Origin of the sequence: Pseudoalteromonas xiamenensis, from assembly GCF_017638925.1 — a bacterium.
Taxonomy (GTDB): Bacteria; Pseudomonadota; Gammaproteobacteria; order Enterobacterales; family Alteromonadaceae; genus Pseudoalteromonas; species Pseudoalteromonas xiamenensis.
Map to the genome: position 1 here is coordinate 1,849,764 of NZ_CP072133.1, position 23,662 is coordinate 1,873,425.

A 23,662-nucleotide genomic window follows, 5' to 3' on the forward strand; every position below is an offset into this window, starting at 1 on the left:
CCGTAATCAATAATAATTAAAATAGTAGCGCATATAACAATTTGAAATTTAACTCTATGCGCTACATTTTACTGCTGTTTCTAAGTCTTTCTTTTGCGTCTTTCGCAAAACCAACCAACGTTGCCGATATTGATAACTTTTCAGAGGCAAAAACCTATTTACGCACTCATTTACCCAAAGACGCACAAACGTTTTATTGTGGTTGCGATATCAAGAAAAAAGGTAAAAAGTTGGAACCCGATCTCGAATCCTGTGGCTATAAAGCACGAAATCCAACATTGAAGAATGGTCATCCCAACCCGCGTGTTCACCGCATTGAATGGGAACATATCGTCTCTGCGTGGGAATTTGGCCATCAATTGCAGTGTTGGCAAGACGGTGGTCGAAAAAATTGCATAAAAGTCAGCGAGCAATTTCGTCTCATGGAAGCCGACATTCACAATCTCGTGCCTGCTGTCGGCGAAGTGAACGGCGATAGGAGTAACTATAAATTTGCGATGCTACCTCAAGAAAAGGGTCGATATGGGCTGTGTGACATGAAAATTGATTTTAAAAACAAATTAGTGGAACCTCCGATGCGCGCTCGCAAGAAAATCGCCGAAGCATATTTTTATATGGAAAAAAAATATGGCTTGCAGATTTCAGATAAACAACGAAAACTTTACCAAGTATGGTTAAGTAACACGCACCAATAGCGTTTGCCGAAAAGGTACTAGAATGATATTTTGGTCAGCAACTCAATTCAGGGAGAGAAATTAATGCGTTTTGCGAGATGCTTGCTTGGATTTAGCCTAGGGCTATCCTTATTCGGGTGTGGCGGTGGAGGTACTTCGACAACGACAACCCCAGTTACAACGCCGCCAAACGCTGGCAACACCACCAGTTGGATACAGGGCAGTTTTGCTGACAGCAGCGTACTTCAGAACATGTGCGAAGTGCCGCGTGTAGGGAACGATCCCTATAACGAGAATACGCCTTATCCGGACAAACAAGGTACAGCACTACAAGAAAAACTCTGGATCCGTTCTTATAGCCATGAAACATACCTTTGGGCTGATGAATTACGCGATAACGATCCTAGAACCTACAGTTCCGTACTTGATTACTTCAATCAATTAAAAACCTTTGCCACCACCGAATCAGGCAAATTAAAAGATCAATTCCATTTTTCTCAGCCGTATGACGCCTACGCGAAAGAAGCCCAAAGTGGAACTCGCATCTGGTTATGGTGTTAACTGGGCAATCATTAACGCGATTCCTCCGCGCGAAGTCCGCGTAGCCTACACTCAAACGGATTCGGTTGGCGAAAATGCCGGCTTGATCCGAGGTGATACGATCCTTGCAGTGGATGGTTTTGATATTAATGATAACACCGACGAAGGCGTTGCAGCGTTGAATGCGGGCTTAGCACCAAAGCTTAATGAAACTCATACGTTCCGTGTGAAGACAATGCTTGGAGAGGAGCGCGACGTGACTTTGCTGGCTCAAGAAGTACAGCAAACCCCCGTACAGAATGCCAAGGTGATCCCATTTAATGGTAAAAATGTAGGTTATGTCCAATTCAATCAATTTATTAGCATTGCTCAACCCAAGCTGATTGAAGCTATTAACACGTTTTCAAGTGCCCAAATCGATGCCTTGGTACTGGATATGCGCTACAACGGCGGTGGGGCGCTCGCCCTATCTTCGCAACTCGGTTATATGGTTGCAGGTCCTGGTCGCACATCTAATCGCATCTTCAACCAAGCCATTGATAACGGGAAAGGCAATCTCTACAAAAATGACAATCAACGCATTTCCCCGTTTTATAACCGAGAAATCAATTACAGCACTTATGAATTTACGGCAAATACACTGCCTAATTTGGATTTAGACACGGTCTATATTTTGGCAACGGGTGACACGTGTTCTGCGAGCGAATCCTTAATTAATGGCTTGCGTGGTATTGATGTAAATGTGGTGCTTATCGGCGAGACAACGTGTGGAAAACCTTATGGTTTCTTCCCAACACCGAACTGCGGCAACGTGTTTTATACCATCCAATTCAAAAGCAGCAATGAAAAAGGATTTGGCGACTATGCAGATGGCTTTTCGCCTTCGCAATCCCCTTCTGTGGCTACCGATGTGAAAGGCTGTGTAGTTGCAGACGACTTTGAACACCTTTTAGGTTCAAACGACGAGGCGTTATTGAGTACTGCTCTATCACATATTTCGACTGGACAGTGCCCAACTGTTGTACCGAAATCACCAAGACAAGCGCCACCGCTTGTCAGTGATGGTTTACCCATTCCTGCGCCAGCCAGTATTTTACAAAGCAACGCGATTTATTTGCCCGTTAAATAGTAATGAAAGTAAAGTCGAGGCAATCCTCGACTTTCCGCTTTTTGTTTTGAGATCTTAATGTATTTTAGTCAACTTCCGTCTGTACAAAGCACTCTGTCTAACGCCTCTTTTGCTCTACGTTTTGACATGGATTCGTTCGAACAGCAGGACTTCGAAACGCATGGAACCAGCTTTCCACCGAAATTAGACAAAGCCGTGCCTAAGCGTAGAGCGGAGTTTTTAGCAGGACGGATCTGCGCACAACACGCACTCTCGATGGTCGGAGTGAACGACTTTCAAGTTCTTGCAGGCCAAGATCGCGCGCCTATTTGGCCTAAAAACGTGCTCGGCGCTATTACGCACAGTAAAGGGCATCGCCATGGCCGTGGTCATTGATGCTTCTGCATACAAAGGGATTGGGCTGGACATTGAGCATTTTATGAGTGATAAGCGTGAGCATGATTTGCAAAAACATTTACTATGTGAACAGGAGCAAACGCAATTCAAATTGCTTGGGCACGTATGTTCACATCCGCTCACCTTAGTTTTCTCTGCCAAAGAGAGCATATTTAAAGCCCTTTACCCATCAGTTAACGCGTTTTTTGGCTTTGAGGCTGCAGCACTCATCGAGTTTAACAATACTCAACTGAGATTTGAAATCACCAAGTCACTCAGTGACTTAGTCCAAAAAGGAACCCAAGTCACCGTTCACTACCAACATTTTGAGAATTGGTTACTGACCGAGTGTTGCGTTTAACTCAAACTCATCCGCATCAAGGTGCGCTGGGAAAGCGTCTCTAAAAGCGCTTAGGGATGCTTTGTCGAGTGTTACGATTATCACATCGCTTACCTCGTCTTGCGCGCAGACGAGCGCTTCACCAACAAAATCATATGCCGCAGTTCCGCCACTATGCGCAATACCATTGCCATCCGCGCCAACACGATTAACACCAAGCACAAAACATTGATTTTCAATCGCTCGAGCTTGTAATAGCGTATCCCAAATACGGCGTCGGGCTGCAGGCCAATTTGCCACATTCACCATCACATCATAATCGTTGCGATTGCGCTGGAACACGGGGAAACGCAGGTCATAGCAAACCTGAGGTAAAATCCGAAACCCATTGATTTCAAATATCGGTCGAGTGGTGCCAGGCACAACAAAATCCCCTTCTTTGCCTAAGCAAAAAAGATGACGTTTGTCGTAGTAAGCCACGTTACCATTCGGCCAACACCAATAAAAGCGATTGGCTTTCTTACCATCAACATCGACAAGCACCGATCCAGCAACGACGGCATCATGTTTACGTGCTAATGACATTAGAAAAGCCATAGATGGGCCATTCGGCACCTCGCCGCACGCCAAATTGATGGCAAAACCCGTTGCAAAGGTTTCGGATAACAAAATGAGATCCACACGGGGCAATGCCGCCAGTTGAGACTCAATACGCTGATGGTTTGCAACTGGGTTTAACCACACAATATCATGTTGAACCAATGCGACACTTAAAGTTGACATAGTTTCTCCGCTGCTCGAATTAAGGTGTCATCTTCCTTAGCAAAGCATAAACGGATCACCTTGTCGGATGTGGGGGTTTGATAAAATACACTCAGTGGTATGGCAGCGACACCGATTTCTCTGACTAAATATTCGCAAAATGCCATATCATCCAGTTCAGAAATCGCACTGTAATCGAGTAAAAGGAAATACGTGCCGTGACTTGGCAATAGCTTAAAACGACTATTCTGTAACGCATTGATCAATACGTCGCGTTTATGCTCGTAAAACGAGACTCAAGGAATCGACGTGCTCCGGCTCATGCTCAAGCATGTCGGCCAAAGCCAACTGTGCAGGCGTAAAACTTGAAAACGTCACAAACTGGTGGATTTTTCGAAACTCTTGGCTCAGTGTGCTTGGTGCAACACAATAACCCATTTTCCAGCCGGTGCAGTGGAAGGTCTTGCCAAAACTAGATACCACAAACGCGCGTTCAAGCAACTCAGCGTCACGCAGCACACTCAGATGTGTTTGCCCGTCGAAAGTAATGTGTTCATAGACTTCATCACTAATCAAATACAATTCATGAGAAAGCACCAAGCGTTTAAGAGCGGCAAAATCAGTTTCTGACAAAATACGTGCTGTAGGATTGTGTGGTGTGTTGACAATAATCGCCCGTGTTTTTTCCGTAATGGCTCGCTCTACAACCGCCCAGTCAATCGCATAATCCGGTGCAGACAACGCGATATGTATAGCTTTACCACCAGCCAATTCAATGGCAGGCTCGTAAGAGTCATAAGCGGGGTCAAAGACGATGACTTCGTCACCTTCACGAACCAGCGCCGTGATTGCAACAAATAAGGCTTCTGTTGCACCCGACGTCAGCGTCACGCAGTCGCTCGCCGCAATAGTTCGGCCATACTTTCGCTCAATAAGCGCAGCAATTTGCATTTGCAACACCGGTAATCCAGACGAGGGGGAATACTGATTAAAACCTTCTGAACTGTAGTGCGCCAGTTGAGTCTTCAATCTAAGAGGCGCATCAAATTCAGGAAAACCCTGTGATAGGTTGATGGCCTTATACTGGTTAGCCAAACCTGTCATGGTGCTAAAAATACTGGTGCCGACATGAGGTAGTTTACTGTTCACGGCTGGACTCTCTTTCAATATGGTACTTCGTCGCGTCGAATGCTATCATTGCATCAATTGGATGTATAGCCGTCTAAAACTAATAGATGGCCTAACGCAAAGGTAACACAAGATGCACAACGATGCTGCAAAAGCGGAACTGATTGACGCGGGCCGTTGGGTCGCCGATAAAGGCTGGGTACCGGCAACGGGCGGAAACTTTTCGATGCGTACACAAAGCGGTTTCGTGGTCACCGCCAGTGGCCATGATAAAGGCAAGCTCGACACTCACCATTTTTTGGAACTAGACGACAATGGAAACATTGTCGCAGGTGAGGGAAAACCCTCGGCTGAAACGGCATTGCATTTGAAACTTTATGCGTTGAGACCAAGCACCCAATGTATTTTACACACGCATTCTGTTGCCGCGACGGTACTTTCGCGATTTTTTCAAGGTGATGCCTTTTCCGTTACGGGCTATGAAATGCAAAAATCCCTTTCTGGCGTAACAACTCATCTTGAACCTCTGAATATCGCCATTTTTGATAATGACCAAGATATTCCTCGTTTGGCCGAACTTGTTGCTAAGCACCATGAAACAACACCGATTGTGCATGGCGTATTGATCCGTGGACACGGCATGTACGCAATGGGTGATAACGTATTTGAAACGCGCCGACACATTGAAGGACTCGAATTTTTGTTTGCCTGCGAACTCGAACGATTAAAACTAGAGGGCATTAAATGATTAAAGCAATTTTAACGGACATCGAAGGTACGATTACGCGAATTACCTTCGTAAAAGACATCCTATTTCCTTATGCAGCAGCTCGTTTACCCTCCTTTGTTGAAGCACATCAAGACGATGCCTTCGTGGCAGAGCAAATCAATGCCGTTCGTGAAGAAATTGGTTCACCCCAAGCATCCATTGATGACGTGATCCAAGCGCTTTTAACATGGATTAAAGAAGACAAGAAAATCACGCCGTTAAAGCAATTGCAGGGGCTAATTTGGCAAACTGGTTACGAACAAGGCGACTTTAAAGGTCATCTTTACCCTGATGCGATGGCGTTTTTAAACGCACAACATCAAGCAGGCCTTGCGCTATACGTCTATTCATCTGGATCCGTAAAAGCACAGCATTTGCTTTTTGCCCATTCAGATTTTGGCGACATTCGCCCACTGTTTAAAGACTACTTCGACACAAATGTCGGCGGCAAAAAAGACCCGCAGTCTTACCGCAATATCCTCAATGCACTGCCAGTTGAAGCCGCTGAGATTCTCTTTTTAAGCGACGTCGTTGACGAGTTGGACGCAGCCAAAGAAGCGGGCATGAGAACCCTGCAACTGTGGCGCGATAACCAAGCCACCAGCCCGTCACACCCGAAAATAGAGCATTTTGAACAATTTAATAGCGAGTTATTGGCATGAACAAACTGACTATCTTCAACGCAATCGACCCATCAAAGAGCACATTGAGCAGCAACGACGCACACGTCATCGCGACCACGCTTGCAACGAAAGGGGTACGTTTTGAACAGTGGCAGGCCACAACAGCTATTACACCCGCGATGGAGCAAACTGATGTTATTGCGGCTTATCGCAATGACATTGCACGTCTTCAAGCCGATGGTGGATACCAAACTGTCGACGTGATCTCACTCGCGAAAGGCAATCCAGATGCGGCGCAACTGCGTCAAAAGTTCTTGTTTGAACATACCCATGGAGAAGATGAAGTCCGCTTTTTTGTAAAAGGCCAAGGACTATTTTGTTTGCACATTGCAGACGAAGTGATCCAAGTTTTATGTCAACAAGGTGATTTAATCGCCGTACCTGCGCTGACACCACACTGGTTTGACATGGGACCAGATCCTGAATTTACTGCGATTCGTTTATTTAACAACCCTGAAGGATGGGTTGCGAAGGCAACGGGATCCCCCCTTGCCAACGAGTTTCCGTTGCTCGACTAAACCACCAGCCAGGTTTTGGGATGCATTCGCCAGATCTGTACTGCCGAATACATCCCCTTAATTTAATGCCAGCAGTGCTCCACTTGATACAGCCTCTTGGTCATAGACGCCCGAATCCAACACCCAGCCTGTCACCAAATCAGCCGGTGTGACATCAAAGGCCGGATTAAACACGTTGGCATTGCTTGGTGCCCATTGGCATTGACCAAAACTGCCACTCACTCCTGTTACTTCTAACGGATTACGTTCTTCAATTGGAATTGCCTGACCATTTGGACAAGCTGTATCGAGTGTGGTTACTGGGGCAACAACGTAAAACGGAATGTTGTGATGCTTTGCAAGTACCGCCAGATTGTAGGTGCCCACTTTGTTGGCAAAGTCTCCATTTGCCGCAATACGGTCTGCCCCAACAAAGATTTTATCGACTTTACCTGCGGCCATCAGACTGGCAGCCATGTTGTCGCAGATCAGGGTGTAGGGAATATCCCAGCAAGAAAGTTCATACGCGGTTAGCCGGCCTCCTTGCAGCAATGGTCGGGTTTCATCAACCCATACATGAATGTTTTTCCCGGCTGCATGCGCTTGATGAATCACACCTAACGCTGTGCCAATTCCAGCGGTTGCCAATGCACCAGTGTTGCAATGAGTAAGAAGGTTATCTCCCGCTGAGACAAGCTCTGCACCAAAGTTTGCCATACGTTCGCAAAGAGCAATGTCTTCTTCAAATAGCGATTCTGCAGTCGACACAACCGCTTCAACCCAGTTGGGTTGTTGTAGGGCAATACGCAATTTCGCCATGCAATGCATTAAATTAACGGCTGTAGGTCGCGTCGCTTCTAACTCATCAATGGCTTTAGCCAACGCCTCTTTGTCAGCACCTTGCTCAGCCAAATGGGCGACCAACAAAGCAGCAGCTAAACCGATTAATGGCGCACCGCGCACTTTTAACGTGAGGATAAGCTCGGCCATCTCTTCAACCGATTGACAGATGTGCCAAGTCGTTTGATGTGGCAGTAAATACTGGTCCAAAACACTCACTACGCCCTCTTGGTATTTAAGGCTTCGTGCAACCAATGTTTTCATAACAATTCCTCAATACTGTTTTGCTTATTGCCATTTTACCTAAAGATAGCAAGATGTGTAGACATCCAAACGTTTAAAAATATAGAATGCTATATTCAGTTTACTTCTTGAGGTGGCAATCATGAACGAATACATCGCCTTCGATAGCGCCAAAGCGCTTGAATATGTTCAACAATTAGGTGGGTTCTTCGCTGATGATGCGGTTTTAAACTGCTATGAGTTTGGGGACGGAAATTTAAATCTTGTATTTCGTATTGCTGACGACTCAAACAACAGCATTATTTTGAAGCAAGCACTTCCTTACGCTCGCCGCGTTGGCGAAAGCTGGCCACTCACCCTTGATAGAGCGCGCATTGAAGCGAACGTGTTGTTAAAACACGGCGCAGTGTGTGAAGCACACACCGTTAAAGTTCTGCATCAAAACGACACGTTAGCCGTGACGATTCTTGAAGATTTAGGCCACTTGGCCATTTTGCGCGGTGAACTTAATCATGGAAAAACCTTTCCAAATCTTGGTCGCGATGTTGCTACCTACTTAGCAACAACAGCATTTTATTATTCAGATTTTTATTTAACACCCGCTGAAAAAAAAGCGCTGGTGATGGAGTTTACCAATCCTGAATTGTGCTCAATTACAGAGGACTTGTTCTTTGATGATCCCTATCGCCCAAGCGAACGCAATAACTACCCGAAAGCACTTGCTCCAGAAGTAACTAAGCTGCAGGCAAATCTTGCACTCAAGCTTGCCGTTGCAAAACTCAAAGCAACGTTTTTCTCCTCACCTCAGGCGTTATTACATGGTGACGTGCACAGTGGTAGCATTTTTGTCGATGTCAATACGACGAAACTGATCGATCCTGAATTTGGTTTTTTCGGTCCTATTGGCTTCGACTTAGGATCGTTTATTGGAAATTTGCTGCTTAATTTTGTGGCTCAAAATGGCCGGATCAGCGCCTTACCAAAACGACGCGATGTACACACTTACTTGCTGTCCACAATCCAAACAACGTTGTCTGATTTTGAACAACAGTTTAAGCATTTGGCGCACACAAAGACACGCGATCTCGCTTTACAAACCGAAGGCTACGTGGAGAGTTTTTTGGTCGACGTTTTACAAGACGCGGTTGGATATTGTGGTACCGAGCTGGTTCGTCGTACCATCGGACTTGCTCATGTTTCTGATATTGATGGCATTGAAGACGACAACAAACGTCTTGCCGCACAAGTACAAGCGCTTTTTGTCGGCCAGCAACTGATCCTGAACGCCTCAAGCGTAAAAAATAAAGATGACTTCTCTCAATTGTTGCTGAGTTTAATTCAGTAGGTCAACGATAAGATAATATGAAAAAGGCAGCGAACGCTGCCTTTCTATTTTGTCATTCACCACGACTAAGCTTTCGATGCAGCCTTCGCTTTTTGAATGTATGCACGCACTTGCTGCTCAAGCACAAACAAAGGCACGGAACCATGGCGTAATATCTGATGATGGAATTCACGAATATCAAACGACTCGCCCAAGGCTTCTTCTGCTTCTCTGCGCAAACGTTTGATGGTCAACTCTCCAATTTTGTACGACAGCGCTTGGGCTGGCCACGAAATATAACGGTCCGTTTCCGTTTTAATGTTATGCAGTGACAACGCGGTGTTGTCTTTCATGAAATTCATCGCTCGCTCACGACTCCATCCATACATGTGCATTCCTGTATCCACAACTAAACGTGCTGCACGCCACATTTCATACGTTAATCGACCGAACTGGCTGTAAGGGTCTTGATAGAATCCAACTTCCGTTCCTAAATATTCCGAGTAGAGTCCCCAACCTTCGCCAAATGCCGAAATATAAGAATTGCGGCGATACTCAGGAAGATAGTCTAACTCTTCATTCAGCGAGATTTGTAAATGATGACCAGGCACGGCTTCGTGTAACGTCAACGCCTCTAATACGTAGAGTGGACGTTTGTCCAACGCATACGTGTTAACCCAATAGTAACCAGCCTCGGTGTCTTTACTCGCACCGGCGTAACGACCTGTCGTGTATTTAGGCGCGATACTCGCAGGCACAGGCGCAACACCGTATGGTCGTCGGGGCAATGTGTGGAATAACTTTGGTAGCTGAGCATCAATTTTCTTCGCAATAAACGATGCCTCTTTCAATAGCGCTTCCGGTGTCTTGGCGTAAAATTGAGGGTCTGTGCGGAGGAACGTGACGAAATCGGCAAAGGAGCCTTTAAAACCGACTTTCTCGATGATGGCTTCCATTTCAGCACGAATACGCGCGACTTCTTGCAGACCCAACTCATGAATTTCTTTTGGCGTCATTGCTGTCGTGGTGTAATAGCGTGCGCGATTCGCGTAATACGCTTCACCGTTAGGAGTCGAAGACAAACCAATCGCGTTACGCGCTGCCGGACGGTATTCCTCGGTAAAAAAGGTTAAATAGTGCTGATACGAGGGAATGACTTGGTTAGCCAAAATCGCTTTAGCTTGGGATTGCAACGCTGCAAATTCCGCTTCTGAAAGTGCCGTATTATTTTTCAATAACGGCTTATAAAATTCTGATTTTGTTACATCTTCAACGATATATGCCGAGATGGAATCTTCATAACCTTCTAACACCGCTTTAGGTTGTGTTAATCCCACTTTCATCCCTTCACGCATCCAGCCTATGTTTTGCTCAAAATAACGTGGAATTTGCGCTAATCGTTGCAGATATAACTCGTAGCCCGACTTTTTACTAAAGTCATGTGAATTGATCATAAAAGACAACGATGAGTGGAAGCCATATTCAGAAGTCAACGGCATGTAATGACTATGAAAATGGTACTCATCAATATTATTTTGGATTTGATCTCGCAAAATCGTCAGGTTGATTTGATTCTCTTCACTTAACTGCTTCTGATCGATTGCATCAAGTTGTGCGATGAACATTTCACGTTTGGCATTTTCCGACGCGAGATACTCTGCACTGAGATTTGGCAGTAGGTATTCGGCATTTTTATCATCTCGTTGATAAGGATCAATCTGGGTGCGAAATTGCAAAACTTGCTCTGCTATTTGCGTAAATTGTTGGTTATTATCAGAGCCAGTTAATTGACAAGCGCCCAATGATAAGGCGAAAAACGCCGCGCTCAGTGGTTTCAGAATATACTTCACGGAAAACATCTCACTCAAAAGGAATAGACGCACCATAGCTAAGTGCAAAGCCACGGTGCAAGAAAATTCGACCAGAGGCGTTAGTTTAGCGATTAAATTTACGACAAATTACGAAAAATTGCTGAGTTTTTCAGCGGATAATCGCGAATATGTAAATTTTCTATTTCAAATAGAATTATTTTGCTTTTAAATACCGAAAATACCGATTATGGTATCGAACACTGTGCTCGGAAATGCACAGTTACTGAGGGTGTAAGAAATAAGGTACAAACTTTTTCTGATCCAAAGCAGGATGCTACAAAGTCGTTTTCAATGTTTATTTGTTGATATTTTGTAAATAGGTTGCAGTAATTCAAATGATGTTCCATGATCCCATGGCCGTTGCGCAAGACAAAATGACTCGGGTATGTCTGTTTTTAGAACAGCATCAGTTGCCCCCTACGCCATTGAATTATCATGTCGCCTATACCTATGTTGGTAAAAGCATTCCGCAGCTCAATCAAGTGATTGACCGCGCTTTGGTCAAAAATGAAAAAATTGACAGTGTCTATCTAGAGCACCTTTATTTTGAACATTTAAATCCAGGGCACAAACAAGAAACCGCCATGTTAAAAAGCGTGGACACGGTTATTACTTCACTTTCCAATCAAGCTGATCGCTCTGAGCGAAACGTGGCACAATTTGCAGAACAAATCAGTCAATGTGTACACAGTTTAGATGAGCACAATATCCAGAAGACTAAACGCGCTCTGTTCGAGACTCAATCAACACACTGCTTCGCTGCTTGAAGAGCATCGTCAGTTTAAAACTGAGTTAGGCAAAGCGAAGGCGCTACACCAGAAAACCCTGCGTCAACTCAATGAACTGCGTAAGCAACATATGATTGACCCGCATACTGGGTTGTATAAACGTCACTACTTAAATCAACAAACTCAGCTTTGGATAAACCAAGAAAAAGCACTTTGTGCAATCGCAATTCACGTTGAGAATTTGGACGACTTCACCCAACATTACGGGGAAACTGTCGGCGAAGTGGTTCTGAACAAAGTCGCCAAACAAATCCATAAGTATGTGAAAGACAGTGGCCTTCCTGGGCGAACTGGCAATAATGAGTTCACGGTGTTACTTGCCGATCTTGAACCAGAAACAGCCAATATTATTGCAGAGAAAGTCCGCAATGGGGTTGAAAAGCTAAAGTTTGTTAGCTCTAAAAATGCCATCAACTTACCCACCATAAAGTTGTCACTTGGTATCGCCAAACACCAAGCAACTCAAGATTTCAATGGGCTTGCTAAACAAGCATCGTACGCTGCACACAAAGCCGTTTCACTCGGACAATCTTGTTATATCAGTGACTAACACCTCGTCTTGGTTTGATACCCATCAAACCAAGGCACAACATCAATTGCACCAGCGCCTTACAATCAAGTACACTATGACCAAACTCGGTCACATAGTTAAGATACTGCCATGACAGACAAGCAAACAGAGACGACACATTTCGGATATCAAACCGTTGCTGCGGACGACAAAGCTGGATTAGTTGCAAACGTATTCCACTCCGTCGCTGCAAAATATGACATTATGAACGACATGATGTCGATGGGGATCCATCGTCTGTGGAAGCGTCAAACAATTGCTTGCTCGGGTGTTCGACAAGGTCATTCCGTGTTGGATTTAGCGGGTGGCACTGGCGATCTGACTGCTAAGTTTAGCGAACTGGTCGGTGACACAGGTAAAGTTGTACTTGGTGACATCAACGATTCAATGCTGAAAGTCGGCCGCGAAAAGCTCCGTAACCGCGGCTTGGTCAGTAACATCGAATACGTTCAAATGAATGCAGAAGCCCTGCCATTCCCGGACAATACTTTTGACGTCATTACTATCGCCTTTGGCCTTCGCAATGTGACAGACAAAGACAAAGCATTGCGTTCTATGTTCCGCGTGTTGAAACCAGGCGGTCGCTTATTGGTGCTTGAGTTTTCAAAACCACAGCACGAAGCACTATCCAAAGCATATGATTTTTACTCTTTCAACATATTGCCCACGATGGGTCAATTGGTTGCAAATGACAGTGAATCGTATCGTTATCTTGCAGAGTCTATTCGCATGCACCCCGATCAAGAAACGCTAAAGAGCATGATGAACGAAGCGGGTTTTGAACAAGTAACTTACCAAAACATGACGGGCGGCATTGTTGCGCTGCACCGCGGTTTCAAATACTGATCACGTTATGCTACCGACCTTTTTTGGGGCGGTTGCCGAACGCGCCCTCAATCAAATTCTGAAGCTGTCGCCGACCATTGGTGAGCAGCTCAATGCGGTGAAACATCGAGTCTTGGTTGTGCACATCCGCGACTGGCAACAGCAAATCGGGTTGGTTTATACCGGTACTCAATTTCATGTCTTTATGGGTATTGAAGATAAAGGAGACTGCTGGGTTAGTGCGGATTTCAACACCTTAACCCGTCTCCAAGATCCCAGCCTACTGACGCAATTAATCCGTCAGAACGAACTCGATTTAGATGGCGATATCCATCTGGCACAGGCATTCAGTAAAGCGTTTAGTAACATGGACATCGACTGGGCTGAACATTTCTCAAACTACCTAGGTGATGCACCTGCACAACAGCTTTTTGATTTCATGGTGAACACCAAAAATCAGGGTCAAAAACACGCGGGATCACTGCGTCAAATCCTGACCCAACTGTGCCAAGATGAACTAAAAGTAACGATTCATCCTCTCGAACTCGTTCAATTTACCGAGCACACTCGACAGCTCAAACAGCAAGTAGATAGCTTAGAACAACGCATTAATGCCTTGCTATCGACCAAGGAGTAACCTTTGTCTGCGTCGCGCTTATATCAAATCACGAAAACGTTTTTGCAATATGGGCTGGATGAATTCGTTCCGGATAACAAGAAACCTTTTTTAGCCAAGTGTGCTCGTGGTAGTGCATTTTGGCTAACGAATCGTCATACCGAAAAATCTCTGGGTCTGCGTCTGCGTCTTGCACTTCAAACCTTAGGGCCTGTTTGGATTAAATTTGGGCAAATGTTGTCAACGCGTCGCGATTTATTGCCAGACGACATCGCCAGAGAACTTGCGTTTTTACAAGATAAAGTCGAACCTTTTCCAGGTGATGCCGCAAAAATGTTGATTGAACAGGCACTTGGAATTGACGATGTCAGCGAACTGTTTGACCACTTTAATACTACGCCGCTGGCCTCAGCCTCAATTGCACAAGTTCATACTGCGACATTAAAACAAGATGGACAGGCCTTGGATGTGGTCATTAAGGTGATCCGCCCGAATATCGAAGCGCAAATCTTAGCAGATTTGGCTCTTATGGAGCAATTTGCGCGCTATTTGGCGAGCTGGTTTAGTGAAGGCAAACGCTTGAGACCCGTTGAAGTCGTCAAAGAATACCGCAAAACGTTACTCGATGAATTGGACCTAATGCGTGAAGCAGCAAACGCCCTGCAACTACGTCGTAATTTCACTAAATCAGAAGCACTTTACATACCTGAAGTCTACAGTGACTACTCACGAAAAAATGTGTTGGTCATGGAACGAATTTACGGTATTCCAGTCTCAGATACCGATGCTTTGCTTGAGCAAGGCACGAACATGAAATTGCTGGCGGAACGAGGCGTAGAAGTCTTTTTTACTCAGGTATTTAGAGACAGCTTTTTCCATGCAGATATGCACCCAGGAAACATTTTCGTGTCACGCGAGAATCCGCATAATCCCCAATACATCGGCATTGATTGCGGTATTGTGGGCACGTTGAACCGTGAAGATAAACGCTATCTTGCTGAGAACTTTATCGCCTTTTTTAATCGCGATTATCGCCAAGTCGCGCAGCTTCACGTGGATTCTGGCTGGGTACCTCACGACACGAATGTTGAAGAATTTGAATTTGCCATTCGCACAGTCTGTGAGCCAATTTTCAACAAGCCATTAGCAGAAATTTCGTTTGGACACGTTCTGGTCAATTTGTTTAACACCGCACGTCGTTTCAATATGGAAGTGCAACCGCAACTCGTGTTGTTGCAAAAGACGCTGTTGTACGTGGAAGGATTAGGTAGACAACTCTATCCTCAATTGGATTTATGGAAAACGGCGAAGCCATTTCTAGAAAATTGGGTGCAAGAGCAAGTCGGTCCATTAGCTGTCATAAAAAAGTTATATGCTAATTTGCCATTCTGGGCTGAAAAAATGCCGGAATTGCCTGATCTGGTTTATCAAAACTTAAAACGTCCACCAGCGAGTGCAAACATGACCACCATAACGCCGGTGAAACCTATTCTGCTTGGTTTGCTGGCAATGACAGGGGTCATGGGATCATTATTGAGTTACTTTCAAGGCGCAAATTTACTTGCAGGGTCATTTGGGCTGGCAGGCATGGTCAGTTTTTGGGTTGCGTGGCGAAAATCGAGCCACTAATCCACAAACAAGATGATATTTTACACAAGCGGCGTATAATTCGCCTGAATAGAACGTTTACCGAATTGGAGTTTTTATGGGTATCGGCGGAATCAGCATTTGGCAATTACTTATCGTTTTAGCAATCATCGTATTGTTGTTCGGAACGAAAAAATTACGCGGTATTGGCAACGATTTAGGTAGCGCTGTGAAAGGGTTCAAAAAGGCCATTTCGGAAGACGAAACGCCGACAAAAGACGAACCTACAGCTCAACTCAAAGATAACCAAGCGACCACATCGGCTGAAACGCAAAAAGCAAAAGATAAGGCTTAAGCTGAAATGGGTTTTTGGGAGTTAGTGGTTGTGTTTGTTGTGGGCTTGGTCGTGCTGAAATTTCAGAGCGTTTGCCTGTGGCCATTCGAACAGTAATGAAATGGGTCCGCACTGTTAAGACATACGCTAACGCGGTAACCGCTGAAGTGAATGAAGAATTACGCATTCACGAATTGCACAGCAACCTGAAAAAAGCTGAACAGCAAGGCATGGAAAATCTCGCGCCGGAAATTCAGCAGTCGGTAGCGGAGCTTCAAAAAGCAGCCGAGTCAGTTCGACACAGCTACCAAAAAAGCCCCGACGCCCCGAAAGAATAACTAATCGAGCTGTGAGCATGTCTGAAACAACTCAATCTGGGTTTATTGCCCACCTTGTCGAATTGCGCGATCGCCTCATGCGCGCACTATTTAGTATTTTGGTCGTCTTTTTAGCGCTGGCGTACTTTGCCAATGATATTTACGCTTTTGTGGCAGATCCGTTGGTCGCGAAGCTACCAAGCAATGCTACGATGATAGCAACCGACGTCACCGCGCCATTTTTTGCGCCATTTAAACTCACGCTGTTCGTGTCGCTGTTTTTGGCTATCCCCTTTATTTTGCACCAGCTTTGGAGCTTTATCGCGCCGGGCTTGTACCAACACGAAAAGCGCCTGTTGATGCCCATTTTAGCAGCAAGTGTGTTGTTGTTTTATGGTGGCATAGCCTTTTGTTACTTTATGGTTTTACCGATCATCCTTGGGTTTTTCACAAGCGTGGGTCCTGAGATGATGACACTGTCACCAGACATCAGCAGTTATCTCGATTTCGCGTTAAAAATGTTTTTTGCGTTTGGTCTCGCTTTTGAAATCCCGGTGGCCATTATGCTGTTGTGTTGGTCTGGAGCAACAACCACACAAAGCCTGCGCGAAAAGCGTCCTTACATCGTCGTCGGTGCGTTTGTTGTCGCGATGTTTTTAACGCCACCTGACGTCTTGTCGCAAACCTTGCTTGCAGTCCCCATGTTATTACTTTTTGAGCTTGGTTTAATCTTGGCGGCGTTTTACACTAAACCGACACAACAAGAAGAATAGGCTGGAGACATGCTTCAATCAGCCTGCAGACAACGATGAATAAGTGAGCATAGCATGCCAGTAACTTGGGTCGATATTGCGGTCAATCTTAGCAACCATCAATTTGCTGATGATGTTGCGGACGTAATCGCCCGAGCAAAACAGGCGGATGTACACGACATGCTACTGGTGGGCTGCGATGAAGACTCAAGCAGAGCGGCGCTTGAATTTGCGCAGCAATATCAACTTCATTGCACCGCGGGCGTGCATCCGCATGATGCTAAATCCGTATCAGAGCACTATCTTGATGTCCTTGAGTCTTTGCTGAAAGCACCACAGTGCCTAGCTGTTGGCGAGTGCGGCCTCGACTTTAATCGAGATTTTTCCCCTCGTCCTGTACAGCAACAGGTCTTGTCGGAACAGTTAGCGTTAGCGGCGAAGCTCGACCTTCCTGTTTATTTGCATGACCGCGACGCATCCGAAACGTTATTGGCCATACTGAAAGAGCACAATGTACGTGGCGTCTTACACTGTTTTACGGGCGATCAGGACGCTTTGGAACGTTATCTGGATTTAGGTTTATACATCGGGATCACAGGCTGGGTATGTGATGAACGTCGTGGACAAGCGCTGCAAGCTCAGATTCCCTTGATCCCCGATGACAGAATATTGTTGGAAACAGACGCTCCTTTTTTAATACCTCGTACATTAACGCCAAAACCTAAAAGTCGACGTAATGAACCTGCGTATCTCATTGAAGTCGCAAAACAGGTCGCTTTGCTCAAGAACATCTCACTTGATGACCTCAAAACGCAATGTTACGACAACTTCGTTAAATTGTTTGGGGTTGCGTAACATGAACAAATGGATGCTGCTGATTTGGTTATGTTTGTGTGCTCTACCTAGTCGAGCTGATGTTAGCCTAGATACACAATTTACGCAGTTGCAGGGCATTGATTTTGAATATACGTTCGATGATGTCTCGGATATTCGCCTACTGGATAAAGCGACGTGGCAACGGCACGAGGGCGGCTTACTTAACCTTGGACTCGTCTCCAAACCTTTGTGGTTGAAGGTCAACATTGCCAATCACGGTATGACAGCACAAGATTTGCTTTTAAGTGTAAACAACAACTTACTGGACAAAATCACCGTTTATATTCAGCAACAAAACAGCGCGCTGCAGACCCTCGCCTTGGGCGATAAGATCCCACTGTTCAAAAGGCCTATCCGCCACGAATCGCAACTGATCCCGCTGCATCTTGATCCAAATGTCGATAAAAATATTTACATTCAATTAGACCATGATGGCCCTTTGACGTTTTCACTCAGTTTGTGGAATCAAATTGAATACTTAAAATACAAAAGTCGGTTTAACTTAGTGTATGGCGTGCTGGCTGGATTTATGCTCGCCATGGTTTTCACAAATTGCGTGCTGTACTACTTTTCACGTCAACCCTATTTTATTACCGGTGCTGCACTTATTGCCGCGTTTTGGATGTTGGTCATCCATATTTACGGCTTTAGTTATCGCTACCTCTACTCTGAATGGCAATGGCTACAACAGTACGGGCAAGCGCATTTAGTCTTGTTATCCACCCTACTGTTTACTCCTTTGATATGGCATACCATAGGCAAGCAACACATGATCCACGTTGCAAAACGTGCTTTAGAGATCATGGGAATCATTGGTGCTATCTGCTTGTTATTGCTAAGCACACTGCCTATCGGCCTTGCCGTTATGAGCAGCTATATTGTCAGTCTCGTGTTGACCTGTGGCTACCTAGCGCTCACCGCTGTTGGCATCCACTTGGGTTTTCGCTACCGCGTGGCGATCAGTGGCAGTTGTTTGTTACTGCTGTTCTCATTGCTCTACCAATTTTTGCAAGCGCTTGGCGTGATGACCCACGCTTGGCTTGACCATCCAATCGTGTACCTTTGCGCACTGTTTATTAGTATGTTTGTCAGCTATATGTTGACTCAGCAATACGTGGCAATGCGAGACAGCACAATCCAAGCCCAACAACAACGAATTGCAGCAAGCCAAGCAGAAGACGCTTTGTTGAAAGAGCGTTTGAAACTACAAGAACAAGCCAGTGAAGAACTCGAGACTCGCATAGACGAACGTACCTTTGAGCTCCAAGTCACGCTACGAGAACTTGAAGAAAAAAATCGAGAGACTCGAAAAATTAAACATGGAAGATGCGCTCACTAAAGTGAAAAACCGCCGTTATTTTGATAAACGTCTTGTGATGGAAGTACGTCGATCTCGACGTGAACAATCGGTTTTAAGTGTTGTGATGCTCGACATTGATCATTTTAAATCAATCAACGACCGATTCGGTCACTTGGTTGGCGACCAAGCTATATGCGCCATTGCCGATTTACTAAAAGGTGCACTTCAGCGACCTTTTGATGAAGTGTTTCGCTATGGCGGTGAAGAGTTCGTGTTACTTCTTCCTAATACGCCGGAGGAAGGTGCAAATGAACTCGCAGAACAAATTCGATCTAATGTAGCAAACTTCGCATTAACTATTGGCGAACTGACTATCGATTTTACCATCAGTGCAGGGATTTACAGCGCCATTGCCACTGATATTCACAACCCGACGCTATTTACCGACCTCGCAGACAAAGCCTTATATTCAGCCAAGCAACAAGGTCGCAATCGGGTTGTTCTTTATCGCAACGAAGAGGAGAAGCGATGATGGCTCAATCAGGCCTAGATTTATTCCCATATACTCGCATGCGCCGTATGCGCCGTGATGATTTTTCACGTCGTTTAATGCGTGAAAATCAACTTAGCGTGAATGACCTAATTTATCCGATGTTCATCCTTGAGGGTGAAAATCAACGCGAAGCAGTTGCCTCAATGCCTGGCGTAGAACGTATTTCAATCGACTTATTGGTTGAAGAGGCAAAGGAACTCGTTGAGCTAGGTATTCCGGCTATCGCGCTTTTCCCTGTCACGCCAGCTGACAAAAAGTCGCTTTTAGCGGAAGAAGCTTACAACCCGGACGGGTTAGCACAGCGCGCTGTGCGTGCTGTAAAACAAGCGTGTCCTTCGTTAGGGGTGATCACAGACGTAGCGCTTGACCCATTTACAGTACATGGACAAGACGGCATTATCGACGAGACAGGTTATGTCATCAATGACGTCACCACTGAAATATTGGTTAAGCAAGCGCTTTCTCACGCGGAAGCTGGAGCCGATGTAGTTGCACCATCCGATATGATGGATGGTCGAATTGGCGCAATCCGAGAAGCACTTGAAGCTGAAGGCCACATCCACACGCGTATTATGGCTTACTCGGCAAAGTATGCGTCTAGCTATTACGGTCCATTCCGTGATGCGGTCGGCTCAGCAGGCAATCTCAAAGGCGCGGATAAAAAGACCTACCAAATGGACCCCGCCAATTCGGATGAAGCCATTCGTGAAGTCGCGCTAGACCTCCAAGAAGGTGCGGACATGGTGATGGTTAAACCGGGTATGCCCTATTTAGATATTGTTCGCCGTGTTAAAGATGAATTCGGTGTACCAACTTTTGCATATCAGGTTAGTGGTGAATACGCCATGCATAAAGCTGCTATCGACAATGGTTGGCTTGCCGAAGAAGCCTGCGTAATGGAATCACTGTTGGCATTCAAGCGTGCCGGCGCGGATGGCATTTTGACGTATTTTGCGAAACAAGCGGCAATTTGGTTAAAGCAGAAATAAACCGCTTTTATCGTTGTTCTACACAAAAAAGGCACCTATGGGTGCCTTTTCTAATTCACGTATATCAGACTAATTAAACAGAGCACTTAGTGGAGCACTGCCCCAAGTCGCCATCAACACTGCACTTAACACACCAAAAATGACGTAACCAACGACGCCCGCTCGCATCTTAGGTTCGGCTGCAATGGTTTGGTCTTTAGTTGTTCTACCTGTCACAAGCGTTTTTACTAAGTTTTTGCCACGCAAGCGATAAACGACAATTGCCAAAACGTGTAGGGCAATCGCTGCAATAAGCAAATTGATGTTAAGGTGATGGACGTCACTTGCGATTTCAACCCAACTACTTGGTACCATCGCAACCAGAGGCCCTTCCATCATGATGTCGTCTGTCGACATCAAACCCGAGATGAGCTGAACAGCAATTAAAACAAAAAACAGCAGCACCATGTAACTACCCGCCGCATTGTGACCATAACGTTTATCCTCATGTTTCAAGGCTTGTTTAACCGCTCTAGGACCATGAAATAAGTTCGCAATTTTTGCTGTATCACTCCCTACCACGCCCCAAATGAGTCGCGCTACGAATAATGCTAAAAGCAGATAACCTGTGACAAAATGCAAATCCATCCACTCTTGTTCGCCGCTCACGTAGAGCAACACAATTCCCGTGACTAACAACCAATGAAACCCACGGATAAATCCATCCCATACTTTTGTCATTAGAACCTCTATTTTTATCCTAAACAGCTTGAGCCTATCACAAGCACTATGCCATTCTCCCATAACTGGGATAAAGAGGGTATAAAATGAGTCGACAGCGTAAAGCGAATTACTTGGCTTTTTGGAAAGGCCAGCTAGATATGTTACCGCTCAATTTAGCGGTTGTGCCTTGGGGGATTTTATGTGGTTCTTTGGCGGTGCAAAATGGCTTTTCGCCTTGGGAAGCGCAGCTCATGTCGCTGCTTGTTTTTGCAGGCTCTGCACAGCTGGTTGCCATTGAACTCATCGCAAAGAATACGCCACTTATGACGCTGCTAATCACGGTCTTTATAATCAGTGCGCGTCATTTTCTCTATGGCTTATCAGTACGTCACAAGGTGATAGCCCAACCGCTCAAAGTAAGATTGCCTGTCAGCTTTGTGCTCACCGATGAGTTGTTTGCTTTTTCGCACCATCCGAGAGCGTATCAAACAAAAGCACGATTAATATATGCATTAAGTGCTGGCTTTAGCTTTTATGTTTTTTGGAATATTTGGACCTTTATCGGGGTTGTCGCAGGAAGCCTGTTACCTGACTTGACCCATTTAGGCCTCGATTTCGCGATTGCCGCCACCTTTATCGCATTGGTTATCCCAAGTATTAAGAATTGGCCAACACTTGCAACGGTAATTACGGCTGGTGCCAGTGCCACTTGGTTTAAAGCGTTAGGGCTAGAATTATGGCTGGTTTTTGCTGCGCTCCTTAGCATGAGCGTGGGGTATGGCTTAAGTAGAGGAAGCGTGAAATGATTTATACATTATGTTTAATGGCGATGGTGACCTTTCTTACGCGCTATTTGTTTCTCCACAAGCGTTTACCATTTGAAATTGGTCCGAAAGGTCAGCGCTTTTTAAGTTTTAGCGCACCCGCCGTATTGACGGCCATTTGGGTTCCTATCGTGTTGCTGCCTGAAGGTGAACTCAATGTGCACTACTCGAATCCATACCTAATTGGTGCAATCGTCGCAGTAGCTGTCGCGTATAAAACACATAATATCTACGCTACCACCCTCCTTGGAATGGCAGCGTTTTACTGTTTTTTATAAGTTAAAGAGACGCGCTTAGTACCGCCTTGCTTACATCCAACGTTACGGCTTGATGCTCGCCCAGTGCCGTCATGCCGTGACGTTCAAGCTGCGCGGTAATTTTCTCCACCGCTTCTGCACCGACTCCATAATCAGCGAAGCGCGTTTTCATTTGTACGCGGTGGAAAAAGCTTTCAGTCTCAGCAATTGCTTGTTCAATTGCCACGTCTTCATTCGAGACATCTAAACCAAGTACGCGCTGCGCGTACTGCAATAGCTTTTCACGTTTGGCCTCTCTTTGTGCAGCCATCATGCGCGGCAGTACAACAGCCAGCGTTTGTGCATGGTCAAGCCCATAAAGCGCAGTGATCTCATGTCCCAACATGTGTGTTGACCAGTCTTGTGGAACTCCTGCACCGATAAGTCCATTCAGTGCCATCGTTGCTGCCCACATTACATTCGCACGCGTTTCATAGCTAACGTCATCGGCAAACAACTTCGGACCTTCTTCAATCAATGTTTGCAGTAAGCCTTCAGCAAAACGATCTTGTACTTTCCCTTGTACTGGGTATGTTAAGTACTGCTCCATAACGTGTACAAACGCATCAACAACACCGTTAGTTAACTGACGTGTTGGCAGGGATTCCATCACGGTTGGATCCAATACGGCAAATAATGGCTGAACAAGAGGCGATGCAAATGGCAATTTGTCGTGTGTGTCGAGATTACTGACGACACTGAAGCTATTCGACTCTGAGCCAGTCGCAGGTAACGTTAATACAACACCAAGCGGCAGTGCCGCTGAAACTTGTGCACCTTTAGCCAAAATATCCCACGGTTCTCCCGCAAATTTCGCGGCGGCGGCAATAAACTTACTGCCATCAATCACAGAACCACCGCCAACCGCTAAGATAAAGTCATAACCTTCTTGCTTAATTAGCTCAACGGCTTTCATACAGGTTTGGTAACTAGGGTTTGGCTCAATACCTGAAAACTCACCCCAAGCATGGTCTTTAAGTGCTGCAACAACTTGGTCGTACACACCATTACTTTTAATACTGCCCCCACCGTACGTTACAAGTACTTTTGCAGTTGCAGGAATCGCCTTTGCGATATGAGCAATTTGATCTTTGCCGAAATGAATTTGAGTCGGATTTACAAAACTGAAATTTAACATGTGAACTCCAAAGCAATTA

The 23,662-nt window shown here is 45.4% G+C and carries 26 protein-coding genes and 2 pseudogenes; 22 read left to right on the plus strand and 6 right to left on the minus strand.

Annotated features, from left to right (window positions below):
* The first annotated feature begins 56 nt into the window (after positions 1-56).
* From J5O05_RS08960 to J5O05_RS08975, 5 genes are all read left to right on the plus strand, one after another.
* Complete coding sequence (locus J5O05_RS08960; protein ID WP_208841779.1) at positions 57-695, plus strand: endonuclease; 639 nt, start codon at positions 57-59, stop codon at positions 693-695.
* A gap of 63 nt (positions 696-758) precedes the next feature.
* Positions 759-1,235 carry a hypothetical protein gene (locus J5O05_RS21810; protein ID WP_244369516.1) on the plus strand — a complete coding sequence of 159 codons (477 nt, stop codon included), beginning with the start codon at positions 759-761 and terminating at the stop codon, positions 1,233-1,235.
* Positions 1,207-2,343 carry a S41 family peptidase gene (locus tag J5O05_RS08965; protein ID WP_244369518.1) on the plus strand — a complete coding sequence of 379 codons (1,137 nt, stop codon included), beginning with the start codon at positions 1,207-1,209 and terminating at the stop codon, positions 2,341-2,343. The genes J5O05_RS21810 and J5O05_RS08965 overlap by 29 nt, the downstream gene beginning before the upstream one ends.
* A gap of 57 nt (positions 2,344-2,400) precedes the next feature.
* The gene (locus J5O05_RS08970) at positions 2,401-2,718 is read left to right on the plus strand and encodes a 4'-phosphopantetheinyl transferase family protein (protein ID WP_208841780.1); all 318 of its coding nucleotides are present in this window, start codon (positions 2,401-2,403) and stop codon (positions 2,716-2,718) included.
* Positions 2,702-3,079: a 4'-phosphopantetheinyl transferase family protein gene (locus J5O05_RS08975; protein WP_208841781.1), complete on the plus strand. Its 378-nt coding sequence runs from the start codon at positions 2,702-2,704 to the stop codon at positions 3,077-3,079. The genes J5O05_RS08970 and J5O05_RS08975 overlap by 17 nt, the downstream gene beginning before the upstream one ends.
* On the opposite strand, the gene J5O05_RS08980 is transcribed toward J5O05_RS08975, so the two are convergent.
* Together J5O05_RS08980 and J5O05_RS08985 are read right to left on the minus strand one after the other, a co-directional pair.
* Positions 3,056-3,841: an amidohydrolase gene (locus J5O05_RS08980; protein WP_208841782.1), complete on the minus strand. Its 786-nt coding sequence runs from the start codon at positions 3,839-3,841 to the stop codon at positions 3,056-3,058. The genes J5O05_RS08975 and J5O05_RS08980 overlap by 24 nt on opposite strands.
* Positions 3,829-4,924 (minus strand): annotated as a pseudogene (locus tag J5O05_RS08985) (methionine aminotransferase). The gene J5O05_RS08980 and the pseudogene J5O05_RS08985 overlap by 13 nt, the downstream one beginning before the upstream one ends.
* Positions 4,925-5,081: 157 nt before the next feature.
* On the opposite strand from J5O05_RS08985, the gene J5O05_RS08990 reads away from it, so the two are divergent.
* From J5O05_RS08990 to J5O05_RS09000, 3 genes are read left to right on the plus strand one after another with little or no spacing between them, the layout of a single operon-like run.
* Complete coding sequence (locus tag J5O05_RS08990; RefSeq protein ID WP_208841783.1) at positions 5,082-5,696, plus strand: methylthioribulose 1-phosphate dehydratase; 615 nt, start codon at positions 5,082-5,084, stop codon at positions 5,694-5,696.
* A complete protein-coding gene (gene mtnC / locus J5O05_RS08995; protein WP_208841784.1) occupies positions 5,693-6,379 on the plus strand; it encodes an acireductone synthase in 687 nt (228 codons plus the stop codon). Before J5O05_RS08990 ends, mtnC begins: the two co-directional genes overlap by 4 nt.
* Positions 6,376-6,918, plus strand: a complete 543-nt coding sequence (locus tag J5O05_RS09000; protein ID WP_208841785.1) for a 1,2-dihydroxy-3-keto-5-methylthiopentene dioxygenase — start codon at positions 6,376-6,378, stop codon at positions 6,916-6,918. Before mtnC ends, J5O05_RS09000 begins: the two co-directional genes overlap by 4 nt.
* Positions 6,919-6,975: 57 nt before the next feature.
* On the opposite strand, the gene mtnA is transcribed toward J5O05_RS09000, so the two are convergent.
* A complete protein-coding gene (gene mtnA / locus J5O05_RS09005; protein ID WP_208841786.1) occupies positions 6,976-8,001 on the minus strand; it encodes an S-methyl-5-thioribose-1-phosphate isomerase in 1,026 nt (341 codons plus the stop codon).
* Positions 8,002-8,122: 121 nt separating this feature from the next.
* On the opposite strand from mtnA, the gene mtnK reads away from it, so the two are divergent.
* On the plus strand, positions 8,123-9,325 hold the full coding sequence (mtnK, locus tag J5O05_RS09010; RefSeq protein ID WP_208841787.1) for an S-methyl-5-thioribose kinase: 1,203 nt from the start codon (positions 8,123-8,125) through the stop codon (positions 9,323-9,325).
* Positions 9,326-9,390: 65 nt separating this feature from the next.
* Here the strand turns inward: mtnK and J5O05_RS09015 are convergent, their stop codons facing one another.
* Positions 9,391-11,163 (minus strand): DUF885 domain-containing protein, encoded by a 1,773-nt coding sequence (locus tag J5O05_RS09015; RefSeq protein ID WP_208841788.1) that lies wholly within the window; start codon positions 11,161-11,163, stop codon positions 9,391-9,393.
* 365 nt (positions 11,164-11,528) lie between these two features.
* Here J5O05_RS09015 and J5O05_RS09020 point away from each other — a divergent pair.
* The 11 genes and pseudogenes from J5O05_RS09020 to hemB all read left to right on the plus strand — a co-directional run bounded on the left by J5O05_RS09020 (position 11,529) and on the right by hemB (position 20,683).
* Positions 11,529-12,513: pseudogene (locus J5O05_RS09020) on the plus strand (GGDEF domain-containing protein).
* 111 nt (positions 12,514-12,624) lie between these two features.
* Positions 12,625-13,380 (plus strand): bifunctional demethylmenaquinone methyltransferase/2-methoxy-6-polyprenyl-1,4-benzoquinol methylase UbiE, encoded by a 756-nt coding sequence (ubiE, locus tag J5O05_RS09025; protein WP_208841789.1) that lies wholly within the window; start codon positions 12,625-12,627, stop codon positions 13,378-13,380.
* Between the two features lie 7 nt (positions 13,381-13,387).
* Positions 13,388-13,996: a ubiquinone biosynthesis accessory factor UbiJ gene (locus tag J5O05_RS09030; RefSeq protein ID WP_208841790.1), complete on the plus strand. Its 609-nt coding sequence runs from the start codon at positions 13,388-13,390 to the stop codon at positions 13,994-13,996.
* Between the two features lie 3 nt (positions 13,997-13,999).
* Entirely contained in the window at positions 14,000-15,604 is a 1,605-nt protein-coding gene (gene ubiB, locus J5O05_RS09035; protein ID WP_208841791.1) for a ubiquinone biosynthesis regulatory protein kinase UbiB, read from the plus strand.
* A 76-nt stretch (positions 15,605-15,680) separates the two neighbouring features.
* The gene (tatA, locus tag J5O05_RS09040) at positions 15,681-15,917 is read left to right on the plus strand and encodes a Sec-independent protein translocase subunit TatA (RefSeq protein WP_208841792.1); all 237 of its coding nucleotides are present in this window, start codon (positions 15,681-15,683) and stop codon (positions 15,915-15,917) included.
* A 95-nt stretch (positions 15,918-16,012) separates the two neighbouring features.
* Positions 16,013-16,234, plus strand: a complete 222-nt coding sequence (locus tag J5O05_RS09045) for a Sec-independent protein translocase family protein (protein WP_244369520.1) — start codon at positions 16,013-16,015, stop codon at positions 16,232-16,234.
* Positions 16,235-16,251: 17 nt separating this feature from the next.
* A complete protein-coding gene (gene tatC, locus J5O05_RS09050; protein ID WP_208841793.1) occupies positions 16,252-16,986 on the plus strand; it encodes a twin-arginine translocase subunit TatC in 735 nt (244 codons plus the stop codon).
* 54 nt (positions 16,987-17,040) lie between these two features.
* Positions 17,041-17,820 (plus strand): TatD family hydrolase, encoded by a 780-nt coding sequence (locus J5O05_RS09055; protein ID WP_208841794.1) that lies wholly within the window; start codon positions 17,041-17,043, stop codon positions 17,818-17,820.
* Position 17,821: 1 nt separating this feature from the next.
* Entirely contained in the window at positions 17,822-19,180 is a 1,359-nt protein-coding gene (locus J5O05_RS09060; protein WP_244369522.1) for a 7TM-DISM domain-containing protein, read from the plus strand.
* Positions 19,161-19,673, plus strand: a complete 513-nt coding sequence (locus J5O05_RS21815) for a GGDEF domain-containing protein (RefSeq protein ID WP_244369524.1) — start codon at positions 19,161-19,163, stop codon at positions 19,671-19,673. Before J5O05_RS09060 ends, J5O05_RS21815 begins: the two co-directional genes overlap by 20 nt.
* Entirely contained in the window at positions 19,673-20,683 is a 1,011-nt protein-coding gene (hemB, locus tag J5O05_RS09065) for a porphobilinogen synthase (RefSeq protein WP_208844500.1), read from the plus strand. Before J5O05_RS21815 ends, hemB begins: the two co-directional genes overlap by 1 nt.
* A gap of 69 nt (positions 20,684-20,752) precedes the next feature.
* On the opposite strand, the gene J5O05_RS09070 is transcribed toward hemB, so the two are convergent.
* Complete coding sequence (locus J5O05_RS09070) at positions 20,753-21,403, minus strand: cytochrome b/b6 domain-containing protein (protein WP_208841795.1); 651 nt, start codon at positions 21,401-21,403, stop codon at positions 20,753-20,755.
* A gap of 86 nt (positions 21,404-21,489) precedes the next feature.
* Between J5O05_RS09070 and J5O05_RS09075 the strand changes: the two genes are divergently transcribed.
* Positions 21,490-22,191 carry an AzlC family ABC transporter permease gene (locus J5O05_RS09075; RefSeq protein ID WP_208841796.1) on the plus strand — a complete coding sequence of 234 codons (702 nt, stop codon included), beginning with the start codon at positions 21,490-21,492 and terminating at the stop codon, positions 22,189-22,191.
* The gene (locus J5O05_RS09080) at positions 22,188-22,487 is read left to right on the plus strand and encodes an AzlD domain-containing protein (RefSeq protein ID WP_208841797.1); all 300 of its coding nucleotides are present in this window, start codon (positions 22,188-22,190) and stop codon (positions 22,485-22,487) included. Before J5O05_RS09075 ends, J5O05_RS09080 begins: the two co-directional genes overlap by 4 nt.
* 1 nt (position 22,488) lies before the next feature.
* Here the strand turns inward: J5O05_RS09080 and J5O05_RS09085 are convergent, their stop codons facing one another.
* Complete coding sequence (locus J5O05_RS09085) at positions 22,489-23,643, minus strand: iron-containing alcohol dehydrogenase (RefSeq protein WP_208841798.1); 1,155 nt, start codon at positions 23,641-23,643, stop codon at positions 22,489-22,491.
* Between the last annotated feature and the right edge of the window lie 19 nt (positions 23,644-23,662).